This is a genomic window from Sphingomonas sp. NIC1, assembly GCF_001638925.1.
GTDB classification, from domain to species: domain Bacteria; phylum Pseudomonadota; class Alphaproteobacteria; order Sphingomonadales; family Sphingomonadaceae; genus Sphingomonas; species Sphingomonas aquatilis.
Genome location: NZ_CP015521.1, coordinates 3,204,772 through 3,228,722 on the forward strand (window position 1 = coordinate 3,204,772; position 23,951 = coordinate 3,228,722).

General features: G+C 65.8%; 19 protein-coding genes and 1 tRNA gene. 10 read left to right on the forward strand and 10 right to left on the reverse strand.

Annotation, left to right across the window (positions count from 1 at the left end; all coding sequences use genetic code 11):
• Positions 1-14: 14 nt before the first annotated feature.
• Positions 15-842 (reverse strand): alpha/beta fold hydrolase, encoded by an 828-nt coding sequence (locus A7E77_RS15005; RefSeq protein WP_063689237.1) that lies wholly within the window; start codon positions 840-842, stop codon positions 15-17.
• Between the two features lie 218 nt (positions 843-1,060).
• On the opposite strand from A7E77_RS15005, the gene A7E77_RS15010 reads away from it, so the two are divergent.
• On the forward strand, positions 1,061-2,791 hold the full coding sequence (locus A7E77_RS15010; RefSeq protein WP_063689240.1) for a DUF885 domain-containing protein: 1,731 nt from the start codon (positions 1,061-1,063) through the stop codon (positions 2,789-2,791).
• Positions 2,792-3,143: 352 nt separating this feature from the next.
• On the opposite strand, the gene A7E77_RS15015 is transcribed toward A7E77_RS15010, so the two are convergent.
• Positions 3,144-4,583 (reverse strand): MFS transporter, encoded by a 1,440-nt coding sequence (locus A7E77_RS15015; protein ID WP_063689242.1) that lies wholly within the window; start codon positions 4,581-4,583, stop codon positions 3,144-3,146.
• Positions 4,584-4,629: 46 nt separating this feature from the next.
• Here A7E77_RS15015 and A7E77_RS15020 point away from each other — a divergent pair, with 46 nt between their 5' ends.
• Positions 4,630-6,738, forward strand: coding sequence for a prolyl oligopeptidase family serine peptidase (locus A7E77_RS15020; RefSeq protein ID WP_063689245.1), 2,109 nt, complete (start codon positions 4,630-4,632; stop codon positions 6,736-6,738).
• 35 nt (positions 6,739-6,773) lie between these two features.
• Here the strand turns inward: A7E77_RS15020 and A7E77_RS15025 are convergent.
• Positions 6,774-6,863 (reverse strand) — tRNA-Ser (locus tag A7E77_RS15025).
• 112 nt (positions 6,864-6,975) lie between these two features.
• Here A7E77_RS15025 and A7E77_RS15030 point away from each other — a divergent pair.
• The 8 genes from A7E77_RS15030 (at position 6,976) to mazG (ending at position 14,747) form a co-directional block, all read left to right on the forward strand.
• Positions 6,976-8,004 carry a lytic transglycosylase domain-containing protein gene (locus A7E77_RS15030; RefSeq protein ID WP_413243584.1) on the forward strand — a complete coding sequence of 343 codons (1,029 nt, stop codon included), beginning with the start codon at positions 6,976-6,978 and terminating at the stop codon, positions 8,002-8,004.
• Positions 8,005-8,076: 72 nt separating this feature from the next.
• Entirely contained in the window at positions 8,077-9,243 is a 1,167-nt protein-coding gene (locus A7E77_RS15035) for a D-alanyl-D-alanine carboxypeptidase family protein (protein ID WP_063689251.1), read from the forward strand.
• Between the two features lie 13 nt (positions 9,244-9,256).
• A complete protein-coding gene (locus A7E77_RS15040; protein ID WP_063689254.1) occupies positions 9,257-10,231 on the forward strand; it encodes a DNA polymerase III subunit delta' in 975 nt (324 codons plus the stop codon).
• 43 nt (positions 10,232-10,274) lie between these two features.
• On the forward strand, positions 10,275-11,828 hold the full coding sequence (gene metG / locus A7E77_RS15045) for a methionine--tRNA ligase (protein ID WP_063689256.1): 1,554 nt from the start codon (positions 10,275-10,277) through the stop codon (positions 11,826-11,828).
• On the forward strand, positions 11,828-12,604 hold the full coding sequence (locus tag A7E77_RS15050) for a TatD family hydrolase (protein ID WP_063689258.1): 777 nt from the start codon (positions 11,828-11,830) through the stop codon (positions 12,602-12,604). Before metG ends, A7E77_RS15050 begins: the two co-directional genes overlap by 1 nt.
• Positions 12,601-13,365, forward strand: coding sequence for an MBL fold metallo-hydrolase (locus A7E77_RS15055; protein WP_063689260.1), 765 nt, complete (start codon positions 12,601-12,603; stop codon positions 13,363-13,365). Before A7E77_RS15050 ends, A7E77_RS15055 begins: the two co-directional genes overlap by 4 nt.
• Positions 13,362-13,979 (forward strand): TIGR02281 family clan AA aspartic protease, encoded by a 618-nt coding sequence (locus A7E77_RS15060; protein WP_018250750.1) that lies wholly within the window; start codon positions 13,362-13,364, stop codon positions 13,977-13,979. Before A7E77_RS15055 ends, A7E77_RS15060 begins: the two co-directional genes overlap by 4 nt.
• A 33-nt stretch (positions 13,980-14,012) precedes the next feature.
• Positions 14,013-14,747 (forward strand): nucleoside triphosphate pyrophosphohydrolase, encoded by a 735-nt coding sequence (mazG, locus tag A7E77_RS15065; RefSeq protein ID WP_063689262.1) that lies wholly within the window; start codon positions 14,013-14,015, stop codon positions 14,745-14,747.
• A 9-nt stretch (positions 14,748-14,756) separates the two neighbouring features.
• Here the strand turns inward: mazG and hflX are convergent, their stop codons facing one another.
• The 7 genes from hflX to dusB all read right to left on the reverse strand — a co-directional run bounded on the left by hflX (position 14,757) and on the right by dusB (position 23,871).
• Complete coding sequence (gene hflX / locus A7E77_RS15070; protein WP_017978829.1) at positions 14,757-16,049, reverse strand: GTPase HflX; 1,293 nt, start codon at positions 16,047-16,049, stop codon at positions 14,757-14,759.
• A 3-nt stretch (positions 16,050-16,052) separates the two neighbouring features.
• Complete coding sequence (gene hfq, locus A7E77_RS15075) at positions 16,053-16,538, reverse strand: RNA chaperone Hfq (RefSeq protein ID WP_017978830.1); 486 nt, start codon at positions 16,536-16,538, stop codon at positions 16,053-16,055.
• A 128-nt stretch (positions 16,539-16,666) separates the two neighbouring features.
• Positions 16,667-18,043, reverse strand: a complete 1,377-nt coding sequence (locus tag A7E77_RS15080) for a sigma-54-dependent transcriptional regulator (protein WP_017978831.1) — start codon at positions 18,041-18,043, stop codon at positions 16,667-16,669.
• 5 nt (positions 18,044-18,048) lie between these two features.
• The gene (locus tag A7E77_RS15085; protein ID WP_063689264.1) at positions 18,049-20,286 is read right to left on the reverse strand and encodes an ATP-binding protein; all 2,238 of its coding nucleotides are present in this window, start codon (positions 20,284-20,286) and stop codon (positions 18,049-18,051) included.
• Positions 20,287-20,391: 105 nt separating this feature from the next.
• Positions 20,392-21,807 (reverse strand): nitrogen regulation protein NR(I), encoded by a 1,416-nt coding sequence (ntrC, locus tag A7E77_RS15090; protein ID WP_063689267.1) that lies wholly within the window; start codon positions 21,805-21,807, stop codon positions 20,392-20,394.
• On the reverse strand, positions 21,804-22,847 hold the full coding sequence (locus A7E77_RS15095) for a two-component system sensor histidine kinase NtrB (RefSeq protein ID WP_063689270.1): 1,044 nt from the start codon (positions 22,845-22,847) through the stop codon (positions 21,804-21,806). Before A7E77_RS15095 ends, ntrC begins: the two co-directional genes overlap by 4 nt.
• 7 nt (positions 22,848-22,854) lie before the next feature.
• Positions 22,855-23,871 (reverse strand): tRNA dihydrouridine synthase DusB, encoded by a 1,017-nt coding sequence (gene dusB / locus A7E77_RS15100; protein ID WP_063689272.1) that lies wholly within the window; start codon positions 23,869-23,871, stop codon positions 22,855-22,857.
• Positions 23,872-23,951 lie beyond the last annotated feature (80 nt).

The window sequence follows — 23,951 nt, forward strand, 5'->3', positions numbered from 1 at the left end:
CGCCAGCCGTAGCGTCAGCGGCCGAGGAAGGTCAGCAGATCGTTGGTCAGCCGGTCGCCATGCGTCGCGAACAGGCCGTGAGGCGCGCCGTCATATTCCACCAGCTGGCTGTCCGAGATGGCCTCGGCCGCGGCGCGGCCGGTGGCATCGATCGGCACCGTCACGTCGGACGTACCGTGGATGATCAGCGTCGGCACGCGGAAGGCGCTGAGGTCGGGGCGGAAATCGGTGTGGCCGAACGCCTCGGCGCAGGCGAGCGTCGGCTTCAGCCCCGCCTGCATCGCGGTCGCCGTCGCCGCATCCAGCACCGCATCGCTCACCGGGTGGCTGATCACGCCCACGCCGAAGAACTGCTTGAAGAAGGTGCTGCGGAAGAAATGCGCCCGATCCTTCTTAATGTTCTCGCCGATCTCGGCCAGATCCGCCTCGGCGACGCCATTCGGATTGTCCTCGGTCTTCAGCATATAGGGGACGACCGATCCGACCAGTGCGGCGGCGATCACGCCCTTGCCGCCATGACGGCTCATGTAGCGCGCGACCTCGCCACCGCCCATCGAGAAGCCGACCAGCGTCGCGTCGCTGTCCGCGCCGGTGGCGGCCATCACGTCGGCGAGATCGTCGGCGAGCGTGTCGTAATCATAGCCGCTCCACGGCTGTCCCGACCGTCCGAACCCGCGCCGGTCATAGGCGATTGCGCGGAAGCCCGCGTCCGCCAACGCCATCATCTGCGGGTCCCAGCTGTCCGCCGATAACGGCCAGCCATGGATCAGGATCACCGGCCGGCCCGAGCCCCAGTCTTTGACGTAAATATCGGTGCCGTCGCGCGTTTTGATATAGGGCATGGCGATCTTCCTCTCATGCAATGCGCTGCCCCAACGAGGCGGATCGGGCGGCCGTTCCGCAACTTGGATCACATTTCCGAGCAACCGCCCGGATAGCCATCGGCGGCTGAAGGGGGTGGCGCCATTGGGTTTGCCCTGTCAGGATCGGCCGCGACAAGCGCCGGAATGGCGGAGTGGAGACGGATATGACGGTGAGGGTCAGGGCATCCCTGTTGGCGATGGCGATCGCGGCAACGGTATCGGCAGGCTGTTCGCGTGGTGCGTCGCCGGCCGCCAACGAGGCGGCCACCGCGCCCGCGCCCAAGCCCGTCGCCACCCCCAGCAACTGGGTGCGCTTTCGCGACGGCTTCATCGAAAGCTGGTTCCGGATCGATCCCGCCTTCGCGGTGTATGAAGGCCGCCACGATTTCGACGGTCAGCTGCCCGACTGGAGCGCGGCGGGGCTGAAGCGCCAGTCCGAATTCCTGCACCAGACGATCGATCGCGCCAAGGCGTTCGGTGACGCCGATCTATCGCCGCAGGATCGGTTCGAGCGCGACTATCTGGTGCGCGTTGCGGAGGGCAAGCTGTTCTGGCTCGACGACGCCGACCAGCCGCACAACAACCCGGCCTATTATGTCGGCGGCGGCCTCGACCCCAACGTCTATATCGCGCGGCCCTATGCCGATGCGCCGACGCGGATGAAGGCGGTGATCGCCTTCCTGCAACGCGTGCCGGCGGCGGTCGGCAACATCCGCGCGAACCTGAAGACGCCGATGCCCTTGTCGTTCGTGAACTACGGGGTCGCCGGCTTCAATGGCTTTGCCGATTATTACGGCGGCGACGCGGTGAAGGCCTTCGCCGACGTCGACGATCCCGCGCTGCAGGATCAGCTCAAGACCGCCTCGGCCGCCGCCAGCGAGGCAATGCGCGGCCTCGGGACGTGGCTGGCGTCGCAGCGCGGCAGCGCGACTCAGGATTTCGCGCTCGGCGCCGATCGCTTCCAGCGGATGGTCCGCGCGACCGAGGGCGTCGACGCCTCGCTCGACCAGCTCGAGGCGGCGGGTCGCGCCGACCTGAAGCGCAATCAGGACGCGCTGACCGCTGCCTGCGCGCTCTACGCCAAGGGCAAGACGATCCCGCAGTGCATCGACAAGATGAACGCCGACAAGGCGCCCGACGGCCCAGTAGCCGAAGCGCGCCGCCAGATCCCCGAACTGCGCGCCTTCGTCGTCAAGCACGACCTCGTCACCATTCCTGGCACCGAAGAGGCGAAGGTCGAGGAAAGCCCGCCTTACAACCGTCAGAACTCCGCCTATATCGATCCCGCCGGGCCGTTCGAGAGAAACGTGCCGTCGGTCTATTACATCTCGCCGCCCGATCCGGCGTGGGACAAGAAAACGCAGGATGCCTTCGTACCGGGGCGCAAGGACCTGCTGTTCACCTCGATCCATGAGGTGATGCCGGGCCACTTCCTCCAGTTCCTGCATTCGAACCGGGCCAAATCGCCGATCGGTCGCCTGTTCGTCGGCTACGCCTTTGCCGAGGGGTGGGCGCATTACGCCGAAGAGATGATGTGGGAAGCCGGCATTGACAACGGCAAGCCCGAAACGCACATCGGCCAGCTCAGCAACGCACTGCTGCGCGACTGCCGCTTCCTGTCCGCCATCGGCCTGCACGCACGCGGCATGACGCAGGCGCAGAGCCTCCAGATGTTCCGCGAGCAATGCTATCAGGACGAAGGTAATGCGCGCCAACAGGCGGCCCGCGGCACCTACGATCCCGCGTATCTCAATTACACGATGGGCAAGCTGCTGATCCGCAAGCTCCGCGAGGACTGGACCGCCAGCCGCGGCGGGCGAAAGGCGTGGAAGGCCTTCCACGATCAGTTCCTCAGCTACGGCGGCCCGGCGATCCCACTCGTCCGCCAGCAGATGATGGGCGAAGACACGGCCCGGGCGGTGTTCTGATCGCACCTCACCCGTCACCCCGGGCTTGACCCGGGGCCCCGCTGCTTCCGCGCATCGGGTGTAGAAGCGAGCCCCCGGCTCTTCGGCCGGGGTGACGGAATGCGGTCGGATACCCCACCGCGACCCAGGCCGCGTTCTGGTCTCACAATTCCTCCCTCGCTTCAGCGGGAGTGCAGGGTTGGATTGCCCCCAGCAATCCAAGATCATGCCGGGGGCATGATCGACCCTGCGCTGGGACCGTTCGCGCCAGCGAATGGTGGAGGGGGCCTTTCCGCACACGCCGAGCTCGCGGCATCTTCCCCCTACGTCAGCTTCGCTGCCACCTCCCCCCGGCGGGGGAGGAATGCGAGACCTACCGCGACACCTGCGTGCCCGGCTGCTCGTCCTCCGCCTCGTCGCTGCGCGGATTGCGGATCGACGGGCGCAGTCGCGCAAGGCTGCACAGGCCCGCCACCAGCGCCAGACCCGCAGCGACCAACGGCGGCGTCGAGGTCGCGCCCACGCCCATCGCCAGCAGGGCCGCGACCAGTGTGGCGCCGGTCGTCTGGCCGACCAGCCGCACCGTGCCGACCAGCCCGCCGGCCGCCGCCGCCCGTTCGCGCGGGGCTGATCCGATGATCAGTCGCGCATTGGGTGGCAGGAACAGTCCGAACCCCGATCCGCACAGCGCCATCCGCCACGCGATATCGACATAGGTCGCGTCCGCCGGCAGCAGCGCGATCAGCGTCAACGCGACGATCGATACCGCCATGCCGATGCCGCCGAGCAGCCCCGCGGGCACGCGGTCGGACAGCCAGCCCGCCAGCGGCGCGACGATCATGTTGGTCAGCGGCCACGGCGCGATCGCCGCGCCCACCGCGGCGGCGCTCCAGCCATAACCGTGCGTCAGCCGGAACGGCGTCGACAGCAGCAGCGTCATCGAAGCGGTGAAAGCGGTGTATGCGCCGATGGCCGACAGCGCGATCACGGGCTTCGCCAACAGATCGACCGGCAGGATGGGCTTGGCTTCGCCACGCTCGCGGCGGATGAACACCCAGCCGATCGCCGCGCCGACCCCGACGATCGCGGCGGAGACGACCGGACTGTCGCCATGTACCGCGCTCTCCGCCCCGGAAATGACCAGGCCGATCATGCTCGCGCACATCACCGCGCCGAGTACGTCGAACGGCTCCTTGCGCGGCTGCGGCGCAGGCAGTGCGCGGCCGAGGACCAGGCTGATGATCGCGAAGGGCACCGCGCTTGCGAACACCCACGGCCATGGCGCGATCCCCAGCACCAGCCCGCCCAACGTCGGTGCCAGCGCCGCCGAACTCGACACGACGACCGAATTGATGCCGAGGCCCCGGCCGAGCTGCGACGAGGGATAGATCGAGCGGATCAGCGCCGACGAGACGCTCAACGCCGCCGCTGCGCCCAACGCCTGCGCTGCTCGCACCACCAGCAGGAACGGCAGGCTTTTGGCGAAGAAGCACAGCACTGTCGCCACGGTGAACAACAGCTGCCCGAACTGATAGGTGCGCTTCAGCCCGAACCGGTCGCCGAGGCCCGCAAAGGGCAGGATCATCATCGCGAGGATCAGCTGGTAGACGGTGACCACCGACACCACCGCACTGCTGCCGACGTGCAGGTCCGTCGCGATCGTCGGCAGCGCGACCGTGGCGATGCCGCCATCAATGATCGTCAGCGCGGTGCCGGCCGAAATCGCCCCGATCGCCACGAAGCGACGGGGCAGGGGCAGGCCATCGCCGCTTTCGCGTGCCGGTGCCTTGCCCGTGGGGCCATTGCCCGGCACAACCGGTCCATCACTGCTCGTAGCACCCCTGGGAGATTGCACCCCGATGATCGTCCGCACGCTGCTGATCGCCTCCACCATGCTTGCCGCGACCTCCGCCTTCGCGCAGAGCACGCCCGTGACCGATACCGATCCCTATATCTGGCTGGAAGACAAGGACGGCGCCAAGCCGCTCGCCTGGGTCGAGGCCGAAAACGCCCGCACGCTGCCCCGGTTGCAGAACGATCCGCGCTACCAGGGCTTTTACGCCGACGCGCTGGCGATTGCCTCTGCGAAGGATCGCATTCCGATGCCGAACCAGCTGTTCGGCCGCATCTACAATTTCTGGCGCGACGCCGATCACCCGCAGGGCATCTGGCGCTGGACGAGCGAGGCGGATTACGCAGCGCCGCAGCCCAAATGGACCGTCGCGCTCGATCTCGACGCGCTGTCGAAAGCCGAGGGCAAGAAGTGGGTGTGGAAGGGCGCAAGCTGCCTCCATCCCGAAGAGCGCCTCTGCCTCGTCGCATTGTCCGAAGGCGGCGAGGACGCGATCAGCTATCGCGAGTTCGACCTGGCGACCGGACAGTTCGTGCCCGGCGGTTTCTCGCTACCCAAGTCGAAGCAGGGCGCGAGCTGGCTCGACAAGGATACGCTGCTCGTCAGCCGCGACTGGGGCGCCGGCACGATGACCGGATCGAGCTATCCCTTCGTCGTCAAGATGGTGAAGCGCGGCCAACCGCTGGATGCCGCCAAGGAAATCTTCCGCGGCGCGCCGACCGATCAGCTGGGCACCTATGCCGGCGTGATGACCGACGGGCAGGGCCATCGTCTGGTCACGATCGAACGCCGCACCACCTTCTTCGGCGGCGAGACGCATGTCTGGACGCCAGAGGGCACGAAGAAGCTCGACATTCCGGCGCGTACCTTCCCCGCCGGCATGGTCGCCGGGCAGGTGCTGTTCCAAACCAGCGATCCCTGGGGCGCCGTTGCCGCCGGCTCGGTCGCCTCGGCCCCGCTCGCCATGGTCGAAAGCGGCCGGGTGACGCCGACGATATTGTTCGCGCCCAATCCGCGCCAATCGGTGGACGAAGTGGTGACGACCAAGGACCATGTCGTCCTGATCTATAACGACAATGTGCGCGGTCGCGCGGCGGTCTACACGCCGGGCAAGGCGGGCTGGACCGCGCGGCCGATCGCCTTGCCGGACAACGTCTCGCTCGGCGTCGCCAGTGCCGACGATCGCAGCGACCACGGCTATATGACCGTCACCGGCTTCCTGACGCCGACCACGCTGCTGCCGCTCGACGCCGCGACGGCGAGCGTCGGCAAGCCGGTCAAGACGCTGCCGCCCAAGTTCGATTCGGCAGGTCTGGTGGTCGAGCAGCATGAGGCGACGTCGACCGACGGCACCAAGGTCCCGTATTTCATCGTCCACCATAAGGACATTCCGCTCAACGGCAGCACGCCGACGATCATGACGGCCTACGGCGGCTTCGAGCTGCCGATGCTGCCCGCCTATTCGGCGATCACCGGCAAATTGTGGCTGGAGCGCGGCGGCTCCTACGTGCTCGCCAACATCCGTGGCGGCGGCGAATTCGGTCCCGCCTGGCACGATGCCGGTCGCAAGACCAAGCGCCAGATCATCTACGACGATTTCGCCAGCGTCGCGAAGGACCTGTTCGCGCGCAAACTGACCAGCCCGCAGGAGCTGGGCATCTACGGCGGCTCGAACGGCGGCCTACTGATGGGCGTCGAGTTCAACCAGCACCCTGACCTATGGAAGGCGGTGACCATCCAGGTCCCGCTGCTCGACATGATGCGCTACGAACAGATCGAGGCCGGCAAGTCCTGGGTCGACGAATATGGCTCGGTCGACGTGCCGGCGGAAAAGGCGTTCCTGCGCACGATCTCGCCCTATCAGAATATCAAGAAGGGGGTGGCGTACCCCGAACCCTATATCTGGACGACGACCAAGGACGACCGCGTCGGGCCGCAGCACGCGCGCAAATTCGCCGCGCGCCTGAAGGAATATGGCCTGCCGTATCTGTTCTACGAAGACACCGCCGGCGGCCATTCGGGCGATGCCGACATCGAACAGGGTGCCCGCCTGCAGGCGCTGCAGATGACCTATTTCGCACAGAAGCTGATGGGCCCGGCGCAGCCCGCAAAATAATCGCCGCTGCCTCCCCGGTTTCGGCCGGGGAGCCTTGGCGGAGGGAGTGGGATTCGAACCCACGGTAGGCTTCCACCTACGGCGGTTTTCAAGACCGCTGCCTTAAACCACTCGGCCATCCCTCCGCGTGGAGCGCCCGAATACGCGCACCGCGCTTGTCCGTGCAAGCCCCGCGACGATAGGAGGTTCACGCGGGATGCCGGCTGTGGCACCTGCGAGGGCATGTGGGGGCATCCGATGACGCGCGGGCTGAAGGCCGGTTTGATGGCGACGATACTGGCGATGGCTTCGGCCGGACCGGTCGCGGCGCAGGACGAGCAGGGCTTCCAGTCCTATCTCAACACGCTGCGCGCACAGGCGCTTGCGGAGAGCGTCACGCGCCGCACGGTCGATGAGGTATTTCCGACGCTGACACTCAGCGAACGGACCATCGAGCTCGACCGCGCGCAGCCGGGCAATCCGGGTCGCACCGCGACGCCGCCGTTCGCGCCCTACCGGATCAGCCACGTCGATGCCGCGCGGATCGGCCGCGGGCGCAGTACCTATCAGGCGCAGCGGGCGCGCCTCGCCCGTGTCGAGCGGGAGACGGGCGTCCCCGAGTCGATCATGGTTGCGATCTGGGGCCATGAAACAAATTACGGGGCCTATACGGGCAATTTCGATCTGCTTCGCAGCCTGGCGACGCTCGCCTACGAGGGTCGGCGTCGCGAGCTGTTTGCGAGCGAGTTCATCGCCGGCCTGAAGATCCTTGACCGCGGCATCCCGCGCGAGCGGCTGAAGGGCAGCTGGGCGGGCGCCACCGGGAATCCGCAATTCCTGCCCTCGGTCTACCTGCGCCTCGCCCGTGACGGCGATGGCGACGGCCGCGCGGATATCTGGACCAGCCCGGCGGATACGCTCGCCTCGATCGGCAATTATTTCGAGAATGCCGGCTGGCGGCCGGGTCAGCCGTGGGGGATCGCGGTGCGCGTCCCCGCCGGCTTCGACCGCGCCGCCCTGACGACGCGCATGGTATCGCCACGTTGCCCGCGGGTGTTCGAGCGGCACAGCCAGTGGCGGACGATGGCCGAATGGCGCGCGCTCGGCCTCGTGCCGCAGGGCAGAGGCTGGCCCGCCGACAGCGTGCAGGCGACGCTGATCGAGCCGGATGGCCCCAATGCCACCGCCTATCTGCTCACCAGCAATTACCGTGTGATCCTCGATTACAATTGCTCGAACTTCTACGCGCTGTCCGTCGGCCTGCTCGCCGACGCGGTTGAGGGCTGACGCGGCGCAGTTGCGGCGCTATGCCTGACCCATTCCACCCCAATTACCCTGCCGAAAGCCGAACCCGACGTCATGAAACCGCTGATCGCCGCTCCCCTTGCCATCGTCGCGCTGGCCATGCCCTCCGTCGCTGCGGCGCCGCAGTTCCAGGGCATCGCGCCGATCGCCTTCATGCAGGATCTGTCGTCGGGCGCGGTGCTGTATCAACGTGACGCCGACCGCCGCATGCCGCCCGCGTCGATGGCGAAGATGATGACGGTCTACGTGGCCTTCGACATGATCAAGAAGGGCGAGCTGAAGCTCGACCAGATGATCACCGTCCGCCCCGAAACCTGGGCGAAGTGGCATGGGCCGCAGGCGGGATCGACCATGTTCCTGTCGCCCAACGAAAACGTCAGTGTCGAGAACCTGTTGAAGGGCATCGTTACGCTGTCGGGCAATGATGCCTGCGTCGTGCTGGCCGAGGGTATTTCGGGCACCGAGCAAACGTTCACAGACCGGATGAATGCGCAGGCGAAGCGCCTTGGCCTTACCAACAGCCACTTCGGCACCGCCAACGGCTGGCCGGACAATGGCGTCACCTATGTGACCGCGCGCGACCTGGCGCATCTCGCCACCGCGACGATTCAGGACTTCCCAGACCTCTATAAGCGTTTCTACTCGCTGCCGAATTTCACCTGGGGCAAGACGCTGGGGGCAGGGGCCGACATCACGCAGGCGAATCGCGACCCCCTGCTGGGCCGCGTCGCCGGCGCCGATGGCCTGAAGACCGGCCATACCGAGGAGGCCGGTTACGGCTTCACCGGCTCTGCCGAGCAGAACGGTCGCCGTCTGGTGATGGTCGTTGCGGGGCTGACGTCGTCCAAGGATCGCGCCGAGGAATCGGTGCGCTTCATGGAATGGGGCTTCCGTGCCTGGCAGGCGAAACCCGTCGTCGCGGCGGGTAAGCAGGTGTCGACGGCCGAGGTGCAGATGGGCAGTTCCAGCAACGTCGGTCTGGTCGCGCCGCGCCAGCTGACCGTCACGCTGCCCGCGGGCGCCGTGCCGCAGATGAGCGCCAAGGTCGTCTACGAAGGTCCGATCAAGGCGCCGATCACCAAGGGCCAGCATATCGCCGACCTGGTCGTGACGTCGCCCGATCTGCCCGAACAGCGCCTGCCCCTGGTCGCGGACAAGGACGTCGGTCAGGCGGGCTTCTTCGGTCGCGCCTGGGCAGGGCTGACCTCGTTCTTCGGTTGATCGCGCAACCGCGATGACCGCGTTGTTCGGTAATGCCGAGGCGCAGGGGGCCTTCGCGGCCGCCCTGCGCAGCGGTGCGCTGCATCACGCCTGGTTGCTGGTCGGGCCGCAAGGCGTGGGCAAGGCACGCTTCGCCGAATTGGCGGCGTTGCGCATGCTGGCCGAGGCGAGTGCGAGCGGGGTAACCGCGCCGGGACTGACGGTGCCCGCCGATCATCCCACGCGCGCTCTGGTGGAGGCCGGGTCGCATCCCGACCTGCGTATCCTGCGCCGTCTGCCAAAGGATGCCGACAAGCCCGATCAGGATATCGCGCGGTCGATCAGCATCGCGCAGGTGCGCAGCCTGCAACCGATGTTTGCGACGACGCCGTCGATGGGCGCACGCCGCGTCGTCATTATCGACGCGGCCGATGATCTCGAGCGCAACGGAGCCAATGCGCTGCTCAAGAACCTGGAGGAGCCGCCAGTGGGAACGGTGTTCCTGCTGGTGAGCCACGCTCCCGGACGATTGCTCCCCACCATCCGATCGCGATGCCGGGTTCTGCGCTTCGGCGCGCTTGACGAAGCCGACATGCGCCGTGCGTTGCACGACGCGTTGCCCGATGCCGATAGCGACGAGATCGGGACGTTGATCGCGGCGGGGGAGGGCTCGCCGGGGCGCGCGATCCGTTATGCGGGGCTGGATGTTGCAGGCCTCGACACCGCGATCGCGGCGATCGCCACCGACGGCGATCCGGTGAACACGCGTCGGGCGGCGCTTGCCAAGGCGCTGGCGGGGAAGGGGAATGCCGCGCGCTACGAAGTGTTCCTCGATCGGGTTCCGGCAATTATCGCGCGCGAAGCCCGTGGACGGGCGGGAGCGCGGCTGAAAACCGCGCTCGACGCTCAGGCTGCTGCGCGCGACCTTGCTGGGGCGGCGATGGGCCTGTCGCTCGATGCTCAGGCGACGGTGTTCGAGATGGCGGCGATCGTCGCACGGCTGCGCTGACGCCGCTTCACCTCGCCGGATCGATCGACTAGGGAAGCGCGCTATGGCCGATCCCTATTACATCACCACCGCAATCCATTACCCCAACGGCCGTCCGCACATCGGCCATGCCTATGAGATGATCGCCGCCGACGCGATCGCCCGCTTCCAGCGGCAGGCGGGGCGCGAGGTGCGCTTCCAGACCGGCACCGACGAACATGGGCTGAAGATGGCACAGACCGCGCGCACCCGCGGCATCGAAGTGCGCGCCTTCGCTGACGAAATGTCATCGTATTTCAGCGCGATGGCGGACACGCTGAACATTTCGTACGACCGTTTCATCCGCACCGTCGAACCCGATCACTATGCGGCCAGCCAGGCGATCTGGCAGGCGATGCGCGATGCCGGCGACCTGTACCTTGATCGGTATGAGGGCTGGTATTCGGTGCGCGATGAGGCCTTCTACGACGAGAAGGAACTGGTGGAGGGGGAAGGCGGCGCCAAGCTGTCGCCTCAGGGCACGCCCGTGGAGTGGACCGCCGAAGAGACGTGGTTCTTCCGCCTGTCGAAATATCAGCAGCCGCTGCTCGACCTGTACGCCGCCAACCCCGATTTCATCCGCCCCGAGGCGCGCCGCAACGAGGTAATGCGCTTCGTCGAAGGCGGTCTGTCGGATTTGTCCGTGTCGCGGACGAGCTTCGACTGGGGCGTCCCGGTGCCCGACAGCCCCGGCCACGTCATGTATGTGTGGGTCGATGCGCTTACCAATTATCTGACCGGTGCGGGCTATCCTAACGATGCCGGGACGATGGCCCGCTTCTGGCCCGCCGATCTGCATCTGATCGGCAAGGACATCACGCGCTTCCACACCGTCTATTGGCCGGCGTTCCTGATGTCGGCGAACCTGCCGCTGCCGAAACAGGTGTTCGCACACGGCTTCGTGCTCCACCGGGGTGAGAAGATGTCGAAGTCGGTCGGCAATGTCGTCAGCCCCGACGAACTGACCGATGCGTTCGGGGTCGATGCGGTCCGCTATTTCCTGCTGCGCGAAGTCAGCTTCGGGCAGGACGGCAGCTATTCGGCCGAGGCGATCGTGACGCGCGTCAATGCGGAGCTCGCCAACAGCTTCGGCAATTTGGCGCAGCGCACGCTGTCGTTCATCGCCAAGAATTTGGATGGCGCGATGCCGGATGCCGGGCGCAGCGATCCGGCGGACGCCATGCTGATCGAGGAGATGGTCGTCGCCTGCGCCGGACTGCGGACGGCATTCGACGATCTGATGCTGAGCCAGGGCATCGAGGCATGGATGCGCGGGGTCTTTGCGTGCAATCAGTATATCGATGCGCAAGCCCCCTGGGCGTTGCGCAAAACCGATCCCGATCGGATGCATGCGGTGCTGGGCACGCTGGTGCGGGCGATCCGGATGCTGGCGATCGCAATCCTGCCGGTCGTGCCGCAATCGGCTGGCAAGGTGCTGGATCAGCTCGGCGCGGACGAGCGAGACCATGCCGCGATCGACGACGATGGCTGGTATGCGCGCCAGCAGGCCGCGGGCTTTACGATCGCACCGCCGTCGCCGGTCTTCCCACGGCTCGAACTGCCTGCCGCCGCGGCATGATGTTCGCCGACAGCCACTGCCACCTCAATTACAAAGGGGTGTTCGAGCAGCAGGGTGACGTGCTCGCCCGTGCCCGATCGCGTGGGGTGGGGGCGATGCTCAACATCTCGACGCGCGAAAGCGAATGGGACGCGGTGGTCGCGACAGCCGAGCGCGAACCCGACGTCTGGGCTTCGATCGGCATCCACCCGCACGAGGCCGATCAGCATCCCGACGTTGACATCGCGCGCCTCGTCGACCGAACGGCGCATCCGCGCATCGTCGGCATCGGTGAATCCGGCCTCGATTATTACTATGATCATTCCGATCGTGCCCGCCAGCAGGCAAGCTTCCAGAGTCATATCGGAGCGTGTCGCGAAACAGGGCTTCCCCTCATCGTCCACACCCGTGACGCGGAAGAGGACACACTGGCGATCCTGCGCGATGAGATGAAGCAGGGGGCCTATACGGGCGTCATCCACTGTTTCACCGCGAGCGGCGCCTTTGCCGACGCGGCGCTGGAGCTCGGGTTCTACATTTCGATCTCGGGGATCGTGACGTTCAAAAACGCACGCGACCTGCAAGAGACGGCGGCCCGGCTGCCGATCGAACGGCTGCTGATCGAAACCGACGCTCCATTTCTGGCGCCGGTGCCGCATCGCGGCAAGCAGGGCGAGCCTGCTTTCGTCGCGGACACCGCGACCTTTCTCGCCCAGCTACGCAGCGAGCCAATCGAAGAGTTGGCAGCACGAACCGCCGACAACTTCTTCACGTTGTTCAACAAGGCGCGCGCGTGAAGGTTCGCATTCTCGGATCGGGCACGTCATCGGGCGTGCCGCGGATCGGGAACGACTGGGGCGCCTGCGACCCCAACGAACCACGTAACCGGCGTACGCGCGTATCGTTGCTCGTTGAGCATGACGACACGCGTATCCTGGTCGACACAGGCCCCGACATGCGGGAGCAATTGCTCGCAGCCGATGTGTCGACGGTCGACGCGATCTTGTGGACGCACGACCATGCAGACCATTGTCATGGCATCGATGACGTTCGCCAGATTTTTCACGCCATGCGCCGGCCGGTCCCGGGCTATGCGCGGACAAGCACGCTGACGGCGCTCCGCGACCGGTTTGCCTATGTCTTCGCCGGCCGTCAGGGCTATCCGCCGACGGTGGAAAGCGCGGTGTTACCGGATAGGCTGACGATCGGCGCGATCACGATAGATGTCGTCGATCAGCCCCACGGTCATATCACCTCGGCCGGCCTGCGCTTTTCCGCGGGTGGCGCAGTGGTGGGATATGCCACCGACTTTCACGAACTGACCCCGGCGATGCGCGCGCTCTACACGGGGCTCGACGTCTGGATCGTCGATGCGCTCCGCTATGCGCCGCATCCGACCCATCCGCACGTGCCGGAGGTGCTCGACTGGATCGCTGAGCTTCGGCCGAAACGGTCAGCCTTCATACATATGGATCAGAGCATGGATTACGCCACGCTGGTCCGCGATCTGCCGTCCGGCGTCGAACCCGGCTACGATGGATTAGAATTCGTCCTATGAACCTCGACTCGGGCGGCCAGGCGGTCATCTATCTGCTGCTGCTCATCCTGCCGATCTCGGCGCTGATCGCCCGGCGGGTGCCGGTATTGCGGGTCGTTTTGTCGCTGGTCAGTTGGGCGGTAATCGCGGGGTTGCTGTTGGTGGTGATCACCGAGCGCGAACGGTTCGATCCGTATCTGCAATATGTTACGCGACTGCTGAAACTGGATGACCAGAATGTCGTCGGCGAAGAAACCCGCATCAGAATGTCTGCCGACGGGCATTTCTGGGCGAAAGTGACGATCGATGGCGTGAACCGGCGCATGCTCGTCGATAGCGGCGCGACCCTGACGGCATTGTCGACGGACACCGCGGCCGCCGCGTCGCTGGACGTGAGGGACAGCCTGATTCCGATCGTGCTCAATACGGCGAACGGGCGCATCCAGGCGCGGAGCGCGACGGTGCGAGACCTGAAACTCGGCGATATCGTCGCGCGCGATTTGCCGGTGGTCGTATCGCCCGCGTTCGGCGACACCGACGTCCTCGGCATGAACTTCCTGTCGAAACTGAAATCGTGGCGGGTGGAGGGGAACACGCTGATCCTCGTACCGCACCATCATCAGGAATTTACATAATGTATATTATCAATCTTTCAGTGGACGCGCGATATGGCGGTTGAACGGCTGTTGGCGATCATGGGGCGCCTGCGCGATCCGACGCGCGGTTGCGAATGGGATGTGGCACAGACCTGGGCGACGATCGCGCCCTATACGATCGAAGAAGCCTATGAGGTTGCCGATGCGATCGCGCGGAATGATGCGGGCGATCTGAAAGACGAACTGGGCGATCTGTTGTTGCAAGTCGTGTTCCATGCGCGGATCGCCGAGGAAGCCGGCGTCTTCGCCTTTGCCGATGTCGTCGCCGCCATCAGCGACAAGATGGAACGGCGCCATCCGCACATCTTCGGTGATGCGCCGCATAGCCCTGGTTGGGAGGAATTAAAGGCCGCGGAGCGCCGCGACACGACGCAAGACGACAGCGCGCTTGCCGGCGTCGCGGCGGGCCTGCCCGCTCTGATGCGCGCCGTAAAGCTGCAAAAGCGCGCCGCCCGAACCGGGTTCGACTGGCCCGATCATACCGGCGCCATCGCCAAGATCATGGAGGAAATCGAGGAAGTTAAGACGGCTTCCGACGATCAGCGTGAGGACGAGATCGGCGATCTTCTGTTCGCCGTCGTCAATTGGGCGCGGCATTTGGGCGTCGATCCCGAGGCCGCCTTGCGATCGGGCAACGCCAAGTTCGAGCGTCGCTTCCGCGCCATGGAAGCCCTGGGCGGCGAAGCGTTCGCCGCACTGAGCCTTGATGACAAGGAAGCGCTCTGGCAGCAGGTCAAGCGCGGCTGAGCCGGTTCATCAACGCTGGAGAAAGCGTTCGTAGTCCCGCTCGGCGAGCCGAACCTCGTAGCGGGTCGACAGCCCCTCGCCCTCTTCTTCCTGCCCCAGGACTTCGCCATGCGCGTGCAGCCATGCGGCGCCCGCACCGTCTCCAGCCGGAAGCGTGATCCAATAGCGGCGATGGCCGGCGGTCAGCTTCGCCGCGACCTGCGCGATAAGCTGGTCCACCCCTTCCCCATCCAGTGCGGACAGCGCGACGACATCGTCGCGGCGCGCCGCCTCCACCAGCACGTCCTCATGCTGGTCTGCATCGAGCAGATCGAGCTTGTTCCACGCCTCGAACCGCGGCGTTGTTTCGGACACGCCGAGGTCGGCGAGAACGGCTTCGACGTCGGCGCGCTGCGCCTCGGTGTCCGGATGGGCGATGTCACGGACGTGGATCAGCAGGTCGGCCGATACCACCTCTTCCAACGTCGCCTTGAACGCCGCGACCAGCTGAGTCGGCAGGTCGGAAACAAAGCCGACGGTGTCGGACAGGATGGCCTTGTCGATGCCGGGTAGCGAGATCTGCCGAAGGGTCGGGTCGAGCGTGGCGAACAGCAGATTTTCCGCCATCACGTGCGCGCCGGTCAGCCGGTTGAACAGCGTCGACTTGCCGGCATTGGTATAACCGACCAGGGCGATCACCGGCCACGGCGCGCGCTGGCGCCGTTCGCGGTGCAGCCCGCGGGTGCGGCTGACCTGTTCGAGTTCGCGCCGCAGTCGCGCCATGCGATCGCGGATCAGCCGGCGGTCCGCCTCGATCTGCGTTTCGCCGGGACCACCGAGGAAGCCGAAGCCGCCGCGTTGCCGCTCGAGGTGGGTCCAGCTTCGCACCAGTCGACCGGCCTGATAATCGAGGTGGGCGAGCTCGACCTGCAACCGCCCCTCGGCCGTGGCGGCGCGTTCGCCGAAGATTTCGAGGATCAGGCCAGTGCGGTCGATCACCTTGGCCTCCAGCGCGGTTTCCAAATTGCGCTGTTGCACCGGCGTCAGGCTGGCGTCGAAGACGACGAGGTCGGCTTCGTCCTGCCGTACCTGCACGGCCAGCTGCTCCACCTGACCGCTGCCGATCAGCGTCGCGGGCTTTGGCTGGCGGACGCGCACCGCCACCTTGTCGGTGACGACGAGGCCGATCGCGGCGGCGAGACCGGCGGTCTCCTCCAGCCGCGCCTCGGCATCGCGATGCGCATCGCCCTGATCGGGCAGGACGATCAGCGCGCGACCGCCACGGGCGAACTCGTCGCGGTCACGGTTGAAGCCGGTGCTCATCGCTTATTCGTCCGTCTCGCCCTCATCGGCGAGGTTGAGCGCGCGTGACGGCTGGATGGTCGACACAGCATGCTTGTAGACAAGCTGCGCCATGCCTTCACGCTGGAGCAGCATGCAGAACAGGTCGAAACCGGCGATCTGGCCCTGCAGCATCACGCCGTTGATCAGGAACATCGTGACCGAATCTTCGGATTTGCGCACCGCGTTCAGGAAAATTTCCTGCAACAGCGGCTGCTTGCGCTGTGCTTCTCCCACGGATTCGATGATCCCGGCGAGGTCCATCGGGCCCGATGGCATGATCGTGGAAATGGCATGCTTGTAGATCAGCTGGGACTGACCATCGCGGCGGAGCAGCACGGAGAAATTGTCGAACCAGGTGACGATACCCTGGAGCTTGACGCCCTTCACCAGGAACATGGTGACCGGGGTCTTGGAGCGGCGCAGCGAATTCAGGAACAGGTCCTGCAGCGAGCCTTGCTTTTCGGCCATGAGTTGAGCCTTTTTCCGTTATTGGCGGGACGTTCGCCCGCTATCGCGCCGTTTCCCGGCGTCGGGATCGCCACCCATGATAGGCAGCGACCCCGTATCTATGAACGAAGGCCCGTGCCGTAAAGGCGTCAATCCTCGCGCACGTCGGTAATGCCGAGCAGCTTGAGCTTACGGTGCAGTGCCGATCGCTCCATGCCGATGAAGCTGGCGGTACGGCTGATGTTGCCCGAGAAGCGACGGATCTGGACGCGCAGATATTCGCGCTCGAACGTCTCGCGGGCTTCGCGTAACGGCGCACCCATGATCGCGCCGCCACCCCCGCCGGCCAGATCGCCCTGATCGCCGAGAACCTCGGCGGGCAAGAGATCGAGGTCGATACGGCCGATGCGATCGCCCGGCGCGAGGATGATCGTGCGCTCCACGACGTTGCGCAACTGGCGGACATTGCCGGGCCAATCATAGCTTTGCAGCGCGACCATCGCGTCGGGTGCGATCTCCGGGGTCGGTACGCGGCGTTCGGAGGCGTAATGCGCCATGAAATGCTCGACCAGCGACGGAATGTCCTCCCGGCGCTCGGCCAAGGCCGGCAGCATTACCGGCACGACGTTGAGGCGGTAATAGAGATCTTCGCGGAACCGCCCCTCGGCAATCTCCTGCGTCAGGTCGCGCGAGGTGGCGGAGACGACGCGGACGTCGACCTTGACCGTTCGGGTGCCACCAATGCGGCTGAAGCTCTGATCGGTCAGCACGCGCAGGATACGCGCCTGCGTTGCGATGGGCATGTCGGCGATTTCGTCGAGGAACAACGTGCCACCATGCGCCTGTTCGAGCAGGCCCGGCCGGACGAGGTCGCCCCCCTCCTCCACGCCGAACAGCTCTTCCTCGACGCGTTCTGGCGTCATCCGCGCGGCGCTGACGATGACGAAGGGGGCCTCGGCGCGATTGCTCCAGCCGTGGAGCAGGCGGGCGGCAACCTCCTTGCCGACGCCGGCCGGCCCCATGATGAGCACGCGGCTCCCCGTCGCGGCGACGCGCTTCAGCGTGGCGCGGACGCCGTTGATCGCGCCCGAGCGGCCGGTGAGGTCCGTCTCGCGACCGGCCGAGACGCGCAGGCTGGCGAGTTCGCGACGCAGGCGTTCGGTTTCGGTCGCGCGGGCGACCAGCAACAGCAGCCGCTCCGCCTCGAACGGCTTTTCGATGAAATCGCTGGCGCCGCGCCGGATCGCGGCGACGGCGGTGTCGAGATTGCCATGGCCCGAGATGACGAGCACGGGGATCGATGGGTCGCGTCGCTTGATCTCGTCGAGCAGCTCGAGACCGTCAAGGCGAGAGCCCTGAAGCCAGACGTCGAGCAGCACGAGCGACGGGCGTCGGGTGGCGATCGCCTCCAGCGCGGCGTCGCTGTCTGCGGCCGAGCGCGTGTCATAGCCTTCGTCCTCCAGAACGCCGGCGACCAGTTCGCGGATATCGTGTTCGTCGTCGACGACGAGGATGTCGAGCGCCATAATCTCTAATTCCGATTGCGTGTGAGTGCAGCAAGCTGGCCGGCACCGTCATGTTCGGTGACCGGTTCGGGTGGGGCTGCCCCCTGATCGAGCGCCGCGAGGGCTGCGGCATCGAATGTCATGCGCACCACGGTGCCGCCGCCGTCGCGATCGGCAAAGGCCATGGTGCCGAAATGGTCCTCGACGATCTTCTTGACGATCGCGAGGCCTAGGCCCGTACCGCGGGCGCGTGTCGTCATATAGGGTTCGACGATCCGATCGCGATCCGGCGGCAGACCAACGCCCGTATCCGCGACCTCGACGACGATCGTCGTGCCATCCTCATGGATACCCATGGTAACAGCGCCGCCGCCATCCCCCTTGCTCTCGATCGCCTCGACGGCGTTCTTGACGATATTCGTGAAGGCGCGACCAAGCTGGTGCCGGTCGCAGACGAGCTGCGGGGCGGGAAAATCGTGGTCGAGCGCGAAGCGGATCGCGGGATGGGCGACCTCGTGCAGGAACAGCGCTTGGCGAGCGATGTCCACGAGCGATTCCTCGCGGAACACCGGCTTCGGCATGCGCGCGAAAGACGAGAATTCGTCGACCATCCGCCTGAGGTCGCCGACCTGCCGGACGATCGTTTCGGTCAACCGCGCGAAGGTTGTATCCGCGGGATCGATCTTGCTGCCGTAGCGGCGTTGCAGGCGCTCGGCGGCGAGCTGGATCGGGGTCAGCGGGTTCTTGATCTCATGCGCGATGCGGCGCGCGACGTCCGACCACGCCGCGCGGCGCTGATCGAGCAACTGCTGCGTGATATCGTCGAAGGTCAGGATCGGCCCCGCATCGGTCCGCGCGATCCGGACGGCGAGCGTCCGCGTCTCGCCGCCACGCACGACCTGAACGATTGCCTCACGCTGGCCACTCGCCACCAGATCGGCGAGTTCAGGCGCTATGAGGGCAAGCGGCTGCCCGACGACGCTGTCGATGCCCGTGCCGATCAGTTCGGACGCCGAATTGTTGGCGATCCGGATCATGCCGTCTTCGCCCGAGGCGATCACGCCGGCCGACACGCCGGCCATCACCGCCTCGATGAGCGCACGGCGGCTGTCGAGCTGATCGTTTGCGGTGACCAGCGCGCGATTTTGTTCCTGTAGCCGCCCGGTCATTCGGTTGAACGCATTGGCCAGCGTGCCGACCTCATCCAGGGTGCGGGGATCAGGTACACGTGTCGACAGATCACCATCTGCTACGCGTCGCGCCGCGCCCACAAGCTCGCCCAGCGGACGAACGAGACGGTCGGCAACGGCCAGCGCGATCCACACCGCAAGGGCCACGATCAGCAACGAAATGCCCAGCAATGCGGAGTTGAACCGCAACTGCAATGCCCGCGAACGCGATTGCATGTCTCGGTAGTCTGCAACGAGTTTCTCGCCGCGCTTCCATTGCTCGACCACCCCGGGGTCAAAAACGCGCGCCACGTAGAGATAGGCACCCTTGCCGTATTTTAACGGCATCAACAGTGCGGCGCGATCCTTGGCTTGAATAACAACGCTCGGCGTACCGGAATCAATCTTTCTGATCATGCCCGGGGTCACGACACGATCCAGCCGCCGTTCGTAAGGATTGACGAAGGCAATCGGAACAGGATCGCCTTTTACGAAGATTGCCATTTCAGACATGTTGCGCTGTTTCAGCTGAAAGACGAGCGCCTTCGCGAACGTTTCACTATTGATCGGATATTCTCGAAAATATCCTGCGAGGTCTACACGCATCGCAGTTGCTTCGGCGGCGATGCGGTCCAGCTCTTGATAATAATTGATCTGGAGAAGTGCGGTCGAATTCTCCAACATTCCACGAGCGCGGTCCGAATACCAAAACTCGACACCGTATTGGAACAGCAGCGACGCAAAGATATTTACCAGCACCAACGGAACCGCTGCGACAAGCGAAAACAAAGCGACCAATTGCACGTGCAATTGCCCGTTGCCGCCAATCTGGGATTGCACGGCGCGCCGCCTCGCGATCCGCCGCCCGATCAGCATCATCAACGTCGTGCCGGACACCAGATTGGCGACGAGTAGCAACGCGACCAACGGAGGCGAAATCACACGTGTATCGGATGCGCCACCCGTCAACACGAAATAGGTCGCGACGGCGATTGCCAACGCAAGCGCCAGTACCAGCCCTTCGACCGCGGGCGTAATCCGCCGGCGACGAACCGGTAGCATGTCGTTCAAATCGGGCGTGGGGGCCGCGTGCATTCGTCCCTCCGTACAACGCGGATTGTTGCACGGAAACCACATAATTGCCGGTTGCGGTGGTTTGGGGCCACAGTACGATCAAGCGCGGCGGTCAGCCGCTACGGATCAATCGTCGCCCTTGGCACTGATCCCCAGCGTATCCAACCGCTTGCGCAGCGTATTGCGGTTGAGACCCAGCGCCCGCGCCGCGCGTAGCTGATTGCCGCCGTGTCGGGCCAGCATCGCTTCGATCAAGGGGCGTTCCACCTCTCCGATGACGCGATCGTACAGGGTGCCATCGTCCAGAGCGCCGGGGCGCTCACGGGCGATCCGTTCGATCAGGTGGCGTACCGCCTCGGCGATTCCCGCGTCAGGCAGATCCATCTGTGCGCCCGGCACCCTGATCATATCGCGGATCGTCGCCGGATCGATCAGCTCATCTCGTGCCAGCACCGCGAGCCGGCGCATCAGGTTTTCGAGTTCGCGGACGTTGCCCGGCCAGTCATAAGCCGCGAGCGCGGCTTCCGCCTCCGGCTGCAACTGGCGGCGCGGCAAACCCTGGGCGGCAGCGCTGTCGAGGAAGTGGCGGGCGAGCAACGGAATGTCCTGTCGCCGGTCACGCAGCGCGGGCAGCACGATCGGGACGACGTTCAGGCGATAGAACAGGTCCTCGCGAAATTGGCCCGAAGCGACCTGCTGCGTAAGGTCGCGATTGGTGGCAGCCACGACGCGCACGTCGGCCCGCATCGTCCGAGCGCCGCCGACCGTGGTGAACTCGCCCGACTGGAGCACCCGAAGCAAACGCGTCTGCGCATCCATCGGCATGTCGCCGATCTCGTCGAGGAACAGCGTGCCGCCCGCGGCCTGTTCGAAGCGGCCGGCGTTACGCTGGCCCGCGCCGGTGAAGGCGCCGCGTTCGTGGCCGAACAATTCCGCCTCGATCAGCTCGCGCGGGATGGCGGCCATGTTGATCGCGACGAAAGGCGCCCCCCGGCGTCGCCCGAGATCGTGGATCGCACGCGCGACCAGTTCCTTGCCCGTGCCCGATTCGCCCGAGATCAGCACGGTCAGGTCCGTGGCGACGACACGGGCGATGACCCGGTAGACGTCCTGCATCGCCGGCGAGCGGCCGATCAGGGGGAGCGCGGGGTCCTCCCCCTCCCCTTGCGGCGGCATCGCCGCGTGGCGGACCAGCGCACCGGCGACGGCGCGGGTCAGATCGTCGAGATCGAAAGGCTTGGGAAGATACTCGTACGCGCCAACCTCGTTCGCGCGCACCGCCGTCGTCAGCGTATTCTGTGCCGACAGGATGATGATCGGCAGATCGGGGTGGCGCGCATTGACCTCCGCCACATGAACGATGCCGTCGCCGTCGGGCAGCACGACGTCGGTAATCAGCACGTCCGGCAGCCGCTGCGCCAGCGCACGATCAGCCTGCGACAGGGTCTCCGCCGTCTGGACGTCGTGTCCCGCACGGCGCAACGCCTGCGCGACGACGGTGCGGATCGCAGCGTCGTCGTCGACGACCAGAACGCGGCTCACTGAGCAGCCCGTGGCAGCAGGAGGCGCAGGGTCGTCATCTCGGGCAATCCTTCACGGGCATATTGAACGATCCCGCCCATGTCGCGCGTCAGCTTGTCGACCAGCGCGAGGCCAAGCCCCTGCCCCTCCGGCCGGCCCGAGATGAACGGATCGAACAGATATTCGGCGATGTCGGCGGGGGCGCCGGGGCCGTTATCGGTCACGCAGATCTCGATCGGCAAGGGCACGCGCGGGCCGCCCCGCGTCGCCGCTACCGACATGCCGTGGCGATAGGCGGTGGTGATGATAATGCGGGGATCGGCGACGGTCCGCGTCGCCTCCGCGGCATTCTTAAGCAGGTTGATCAGGATCTGCAGCAAGGCATCGCGATTGATCGCGGCATGCGGCAGCGAGGGATCGAACCGCTCCTCCATGGACACGCCGCGGGCAAAGCCGGCTAGCGCCAGCCGGCGGGCATGGCCGATCAGGGGATAGATATTCTCCGACTGGATCGGCAGCGGGCGCGTATCGCTAAAATCCTGCATACGGTCGATCAGCGCTGCAATGCGGTCGACCTCAGTCACGATCAGCGTGGTCAGTTCACCGGCATCAAGTAGCTGCGCGGCGCCGCGGATGCCGGACAGCGGGTTCTTGATCTCATGCGCCAGCATCGCCGCCGCGCCGCTCGCTGCGCGGGCGCTGGCCCCGCGTCCGCCAAGCTGGCCGACGCTGCGCGTACCCGCGACGCTGTGCAGCGTGATAGCGCGCCAACCGGGATGATCGGCGAGCTGCGCCTCGGAAAAGTCGACACGGATCTTGGGCCCGTGCGGCGTCGCGATCTCCGTGTCGTAGACGGCAAAGCCGTGCCCGGCCTGCCGATCGCCAGCCGGAGGGCGTGGCAGGATCGCTGACAGCAGCTGCCCGCGCATCACCCGCTCGGACAAATTGAGCAGCAGCTCCGCCTGGGCGTTGCCGTGCTGGATACGGTCTTCTCCATCGATCACGAGCACGGCGACAGGCAGCGCCGCGAACAACTCGGCAAAGCCCGGACGGTCCGTCACAATCCTGTCAGGCGGCCTGGCGGACGGCCGCGGGCGGCTGATCGCGGTATGGCGCGTAGAAATCGGCGAGCATCGCCTTCACCTTCGCGGCGCTCGGTTCCTGGTTCACCGCGTTGCGGAACTCGGCCGATCCGGTGAGGCCCTTGGTGTACCAACCGATGTGCTTGCGGGCCATGTTGACGCCGGTCATCTCGCCATAATGGTCGAGCATGGCATCGTAGTGCTCGACGATGACGCGATATTGTTCGTCGAGCGACGGGTCGGGAAGCCGTTCGCCGGTCGCGAAATAGTGCATCACCTGCCCGAGTATCCACGGCCGCCCATAGGCGCCACGGCCGATCATGACGCCATCGGCGCCGGACTGATCGAGGGCGTCCACCGCATCGTCGATCGTGCAGATGTCACCGTTTGCGATCACCGGCAGGTCGATCGCGTCCTTGACCGAGCGAATAAAGCGCCAATCGGCCGATCCCTTGTACATCTGGTTGCGGGTGCGCCCGTGGACGGTGATGAGCTTCACCCCAAGATCTTGCGCGATCCGCGACAGTTCGGGCGCGTTGAGGCTGTCGTGGCACCAGCCCATACGCATCTTCAGCGTTACTGGAGCCTTGACCGCCTTTACAACGGCGTCGATTAGGGCAGCGGCGAGTTTGAGGTCGCGCATCAGCGCCGAGCCGGCGTCGCCGTTCGTCACCTTGCGGACCGGGCAGCCCATGTTGATGTCGATGATCGCCGCACCGCGATCTTCCGCGAGCTTCGCCGCCTCGCCCATCTCGTAGGGGGTGCAGCCGACGAGCTGCATCGAGACCGGCTCTTCTGACAGGTGCCACGCGGCCTTCTGCAGCGACTGCCGCGTTTCGCGGATCGCCGCCTGGCTCGCGATCATTTCGGTGACGTTGAGACCGGAGCCATAGCGGCGCACGAGCGTGCGGAACGGCATGTCGGTGACGCCGGTCATCGGCGCCAGCACGACGGGCTGCTCGATCCGGATGGGACCGATCTGAATGGGCGTGAGATGGGCCATAAATCTGCCTGAAAAACGGGCAGCCCTTACCGTCCCATGCCTGCTCTGGCAAGCATTGCAGGTCTGCGCTAGGCGGCGGC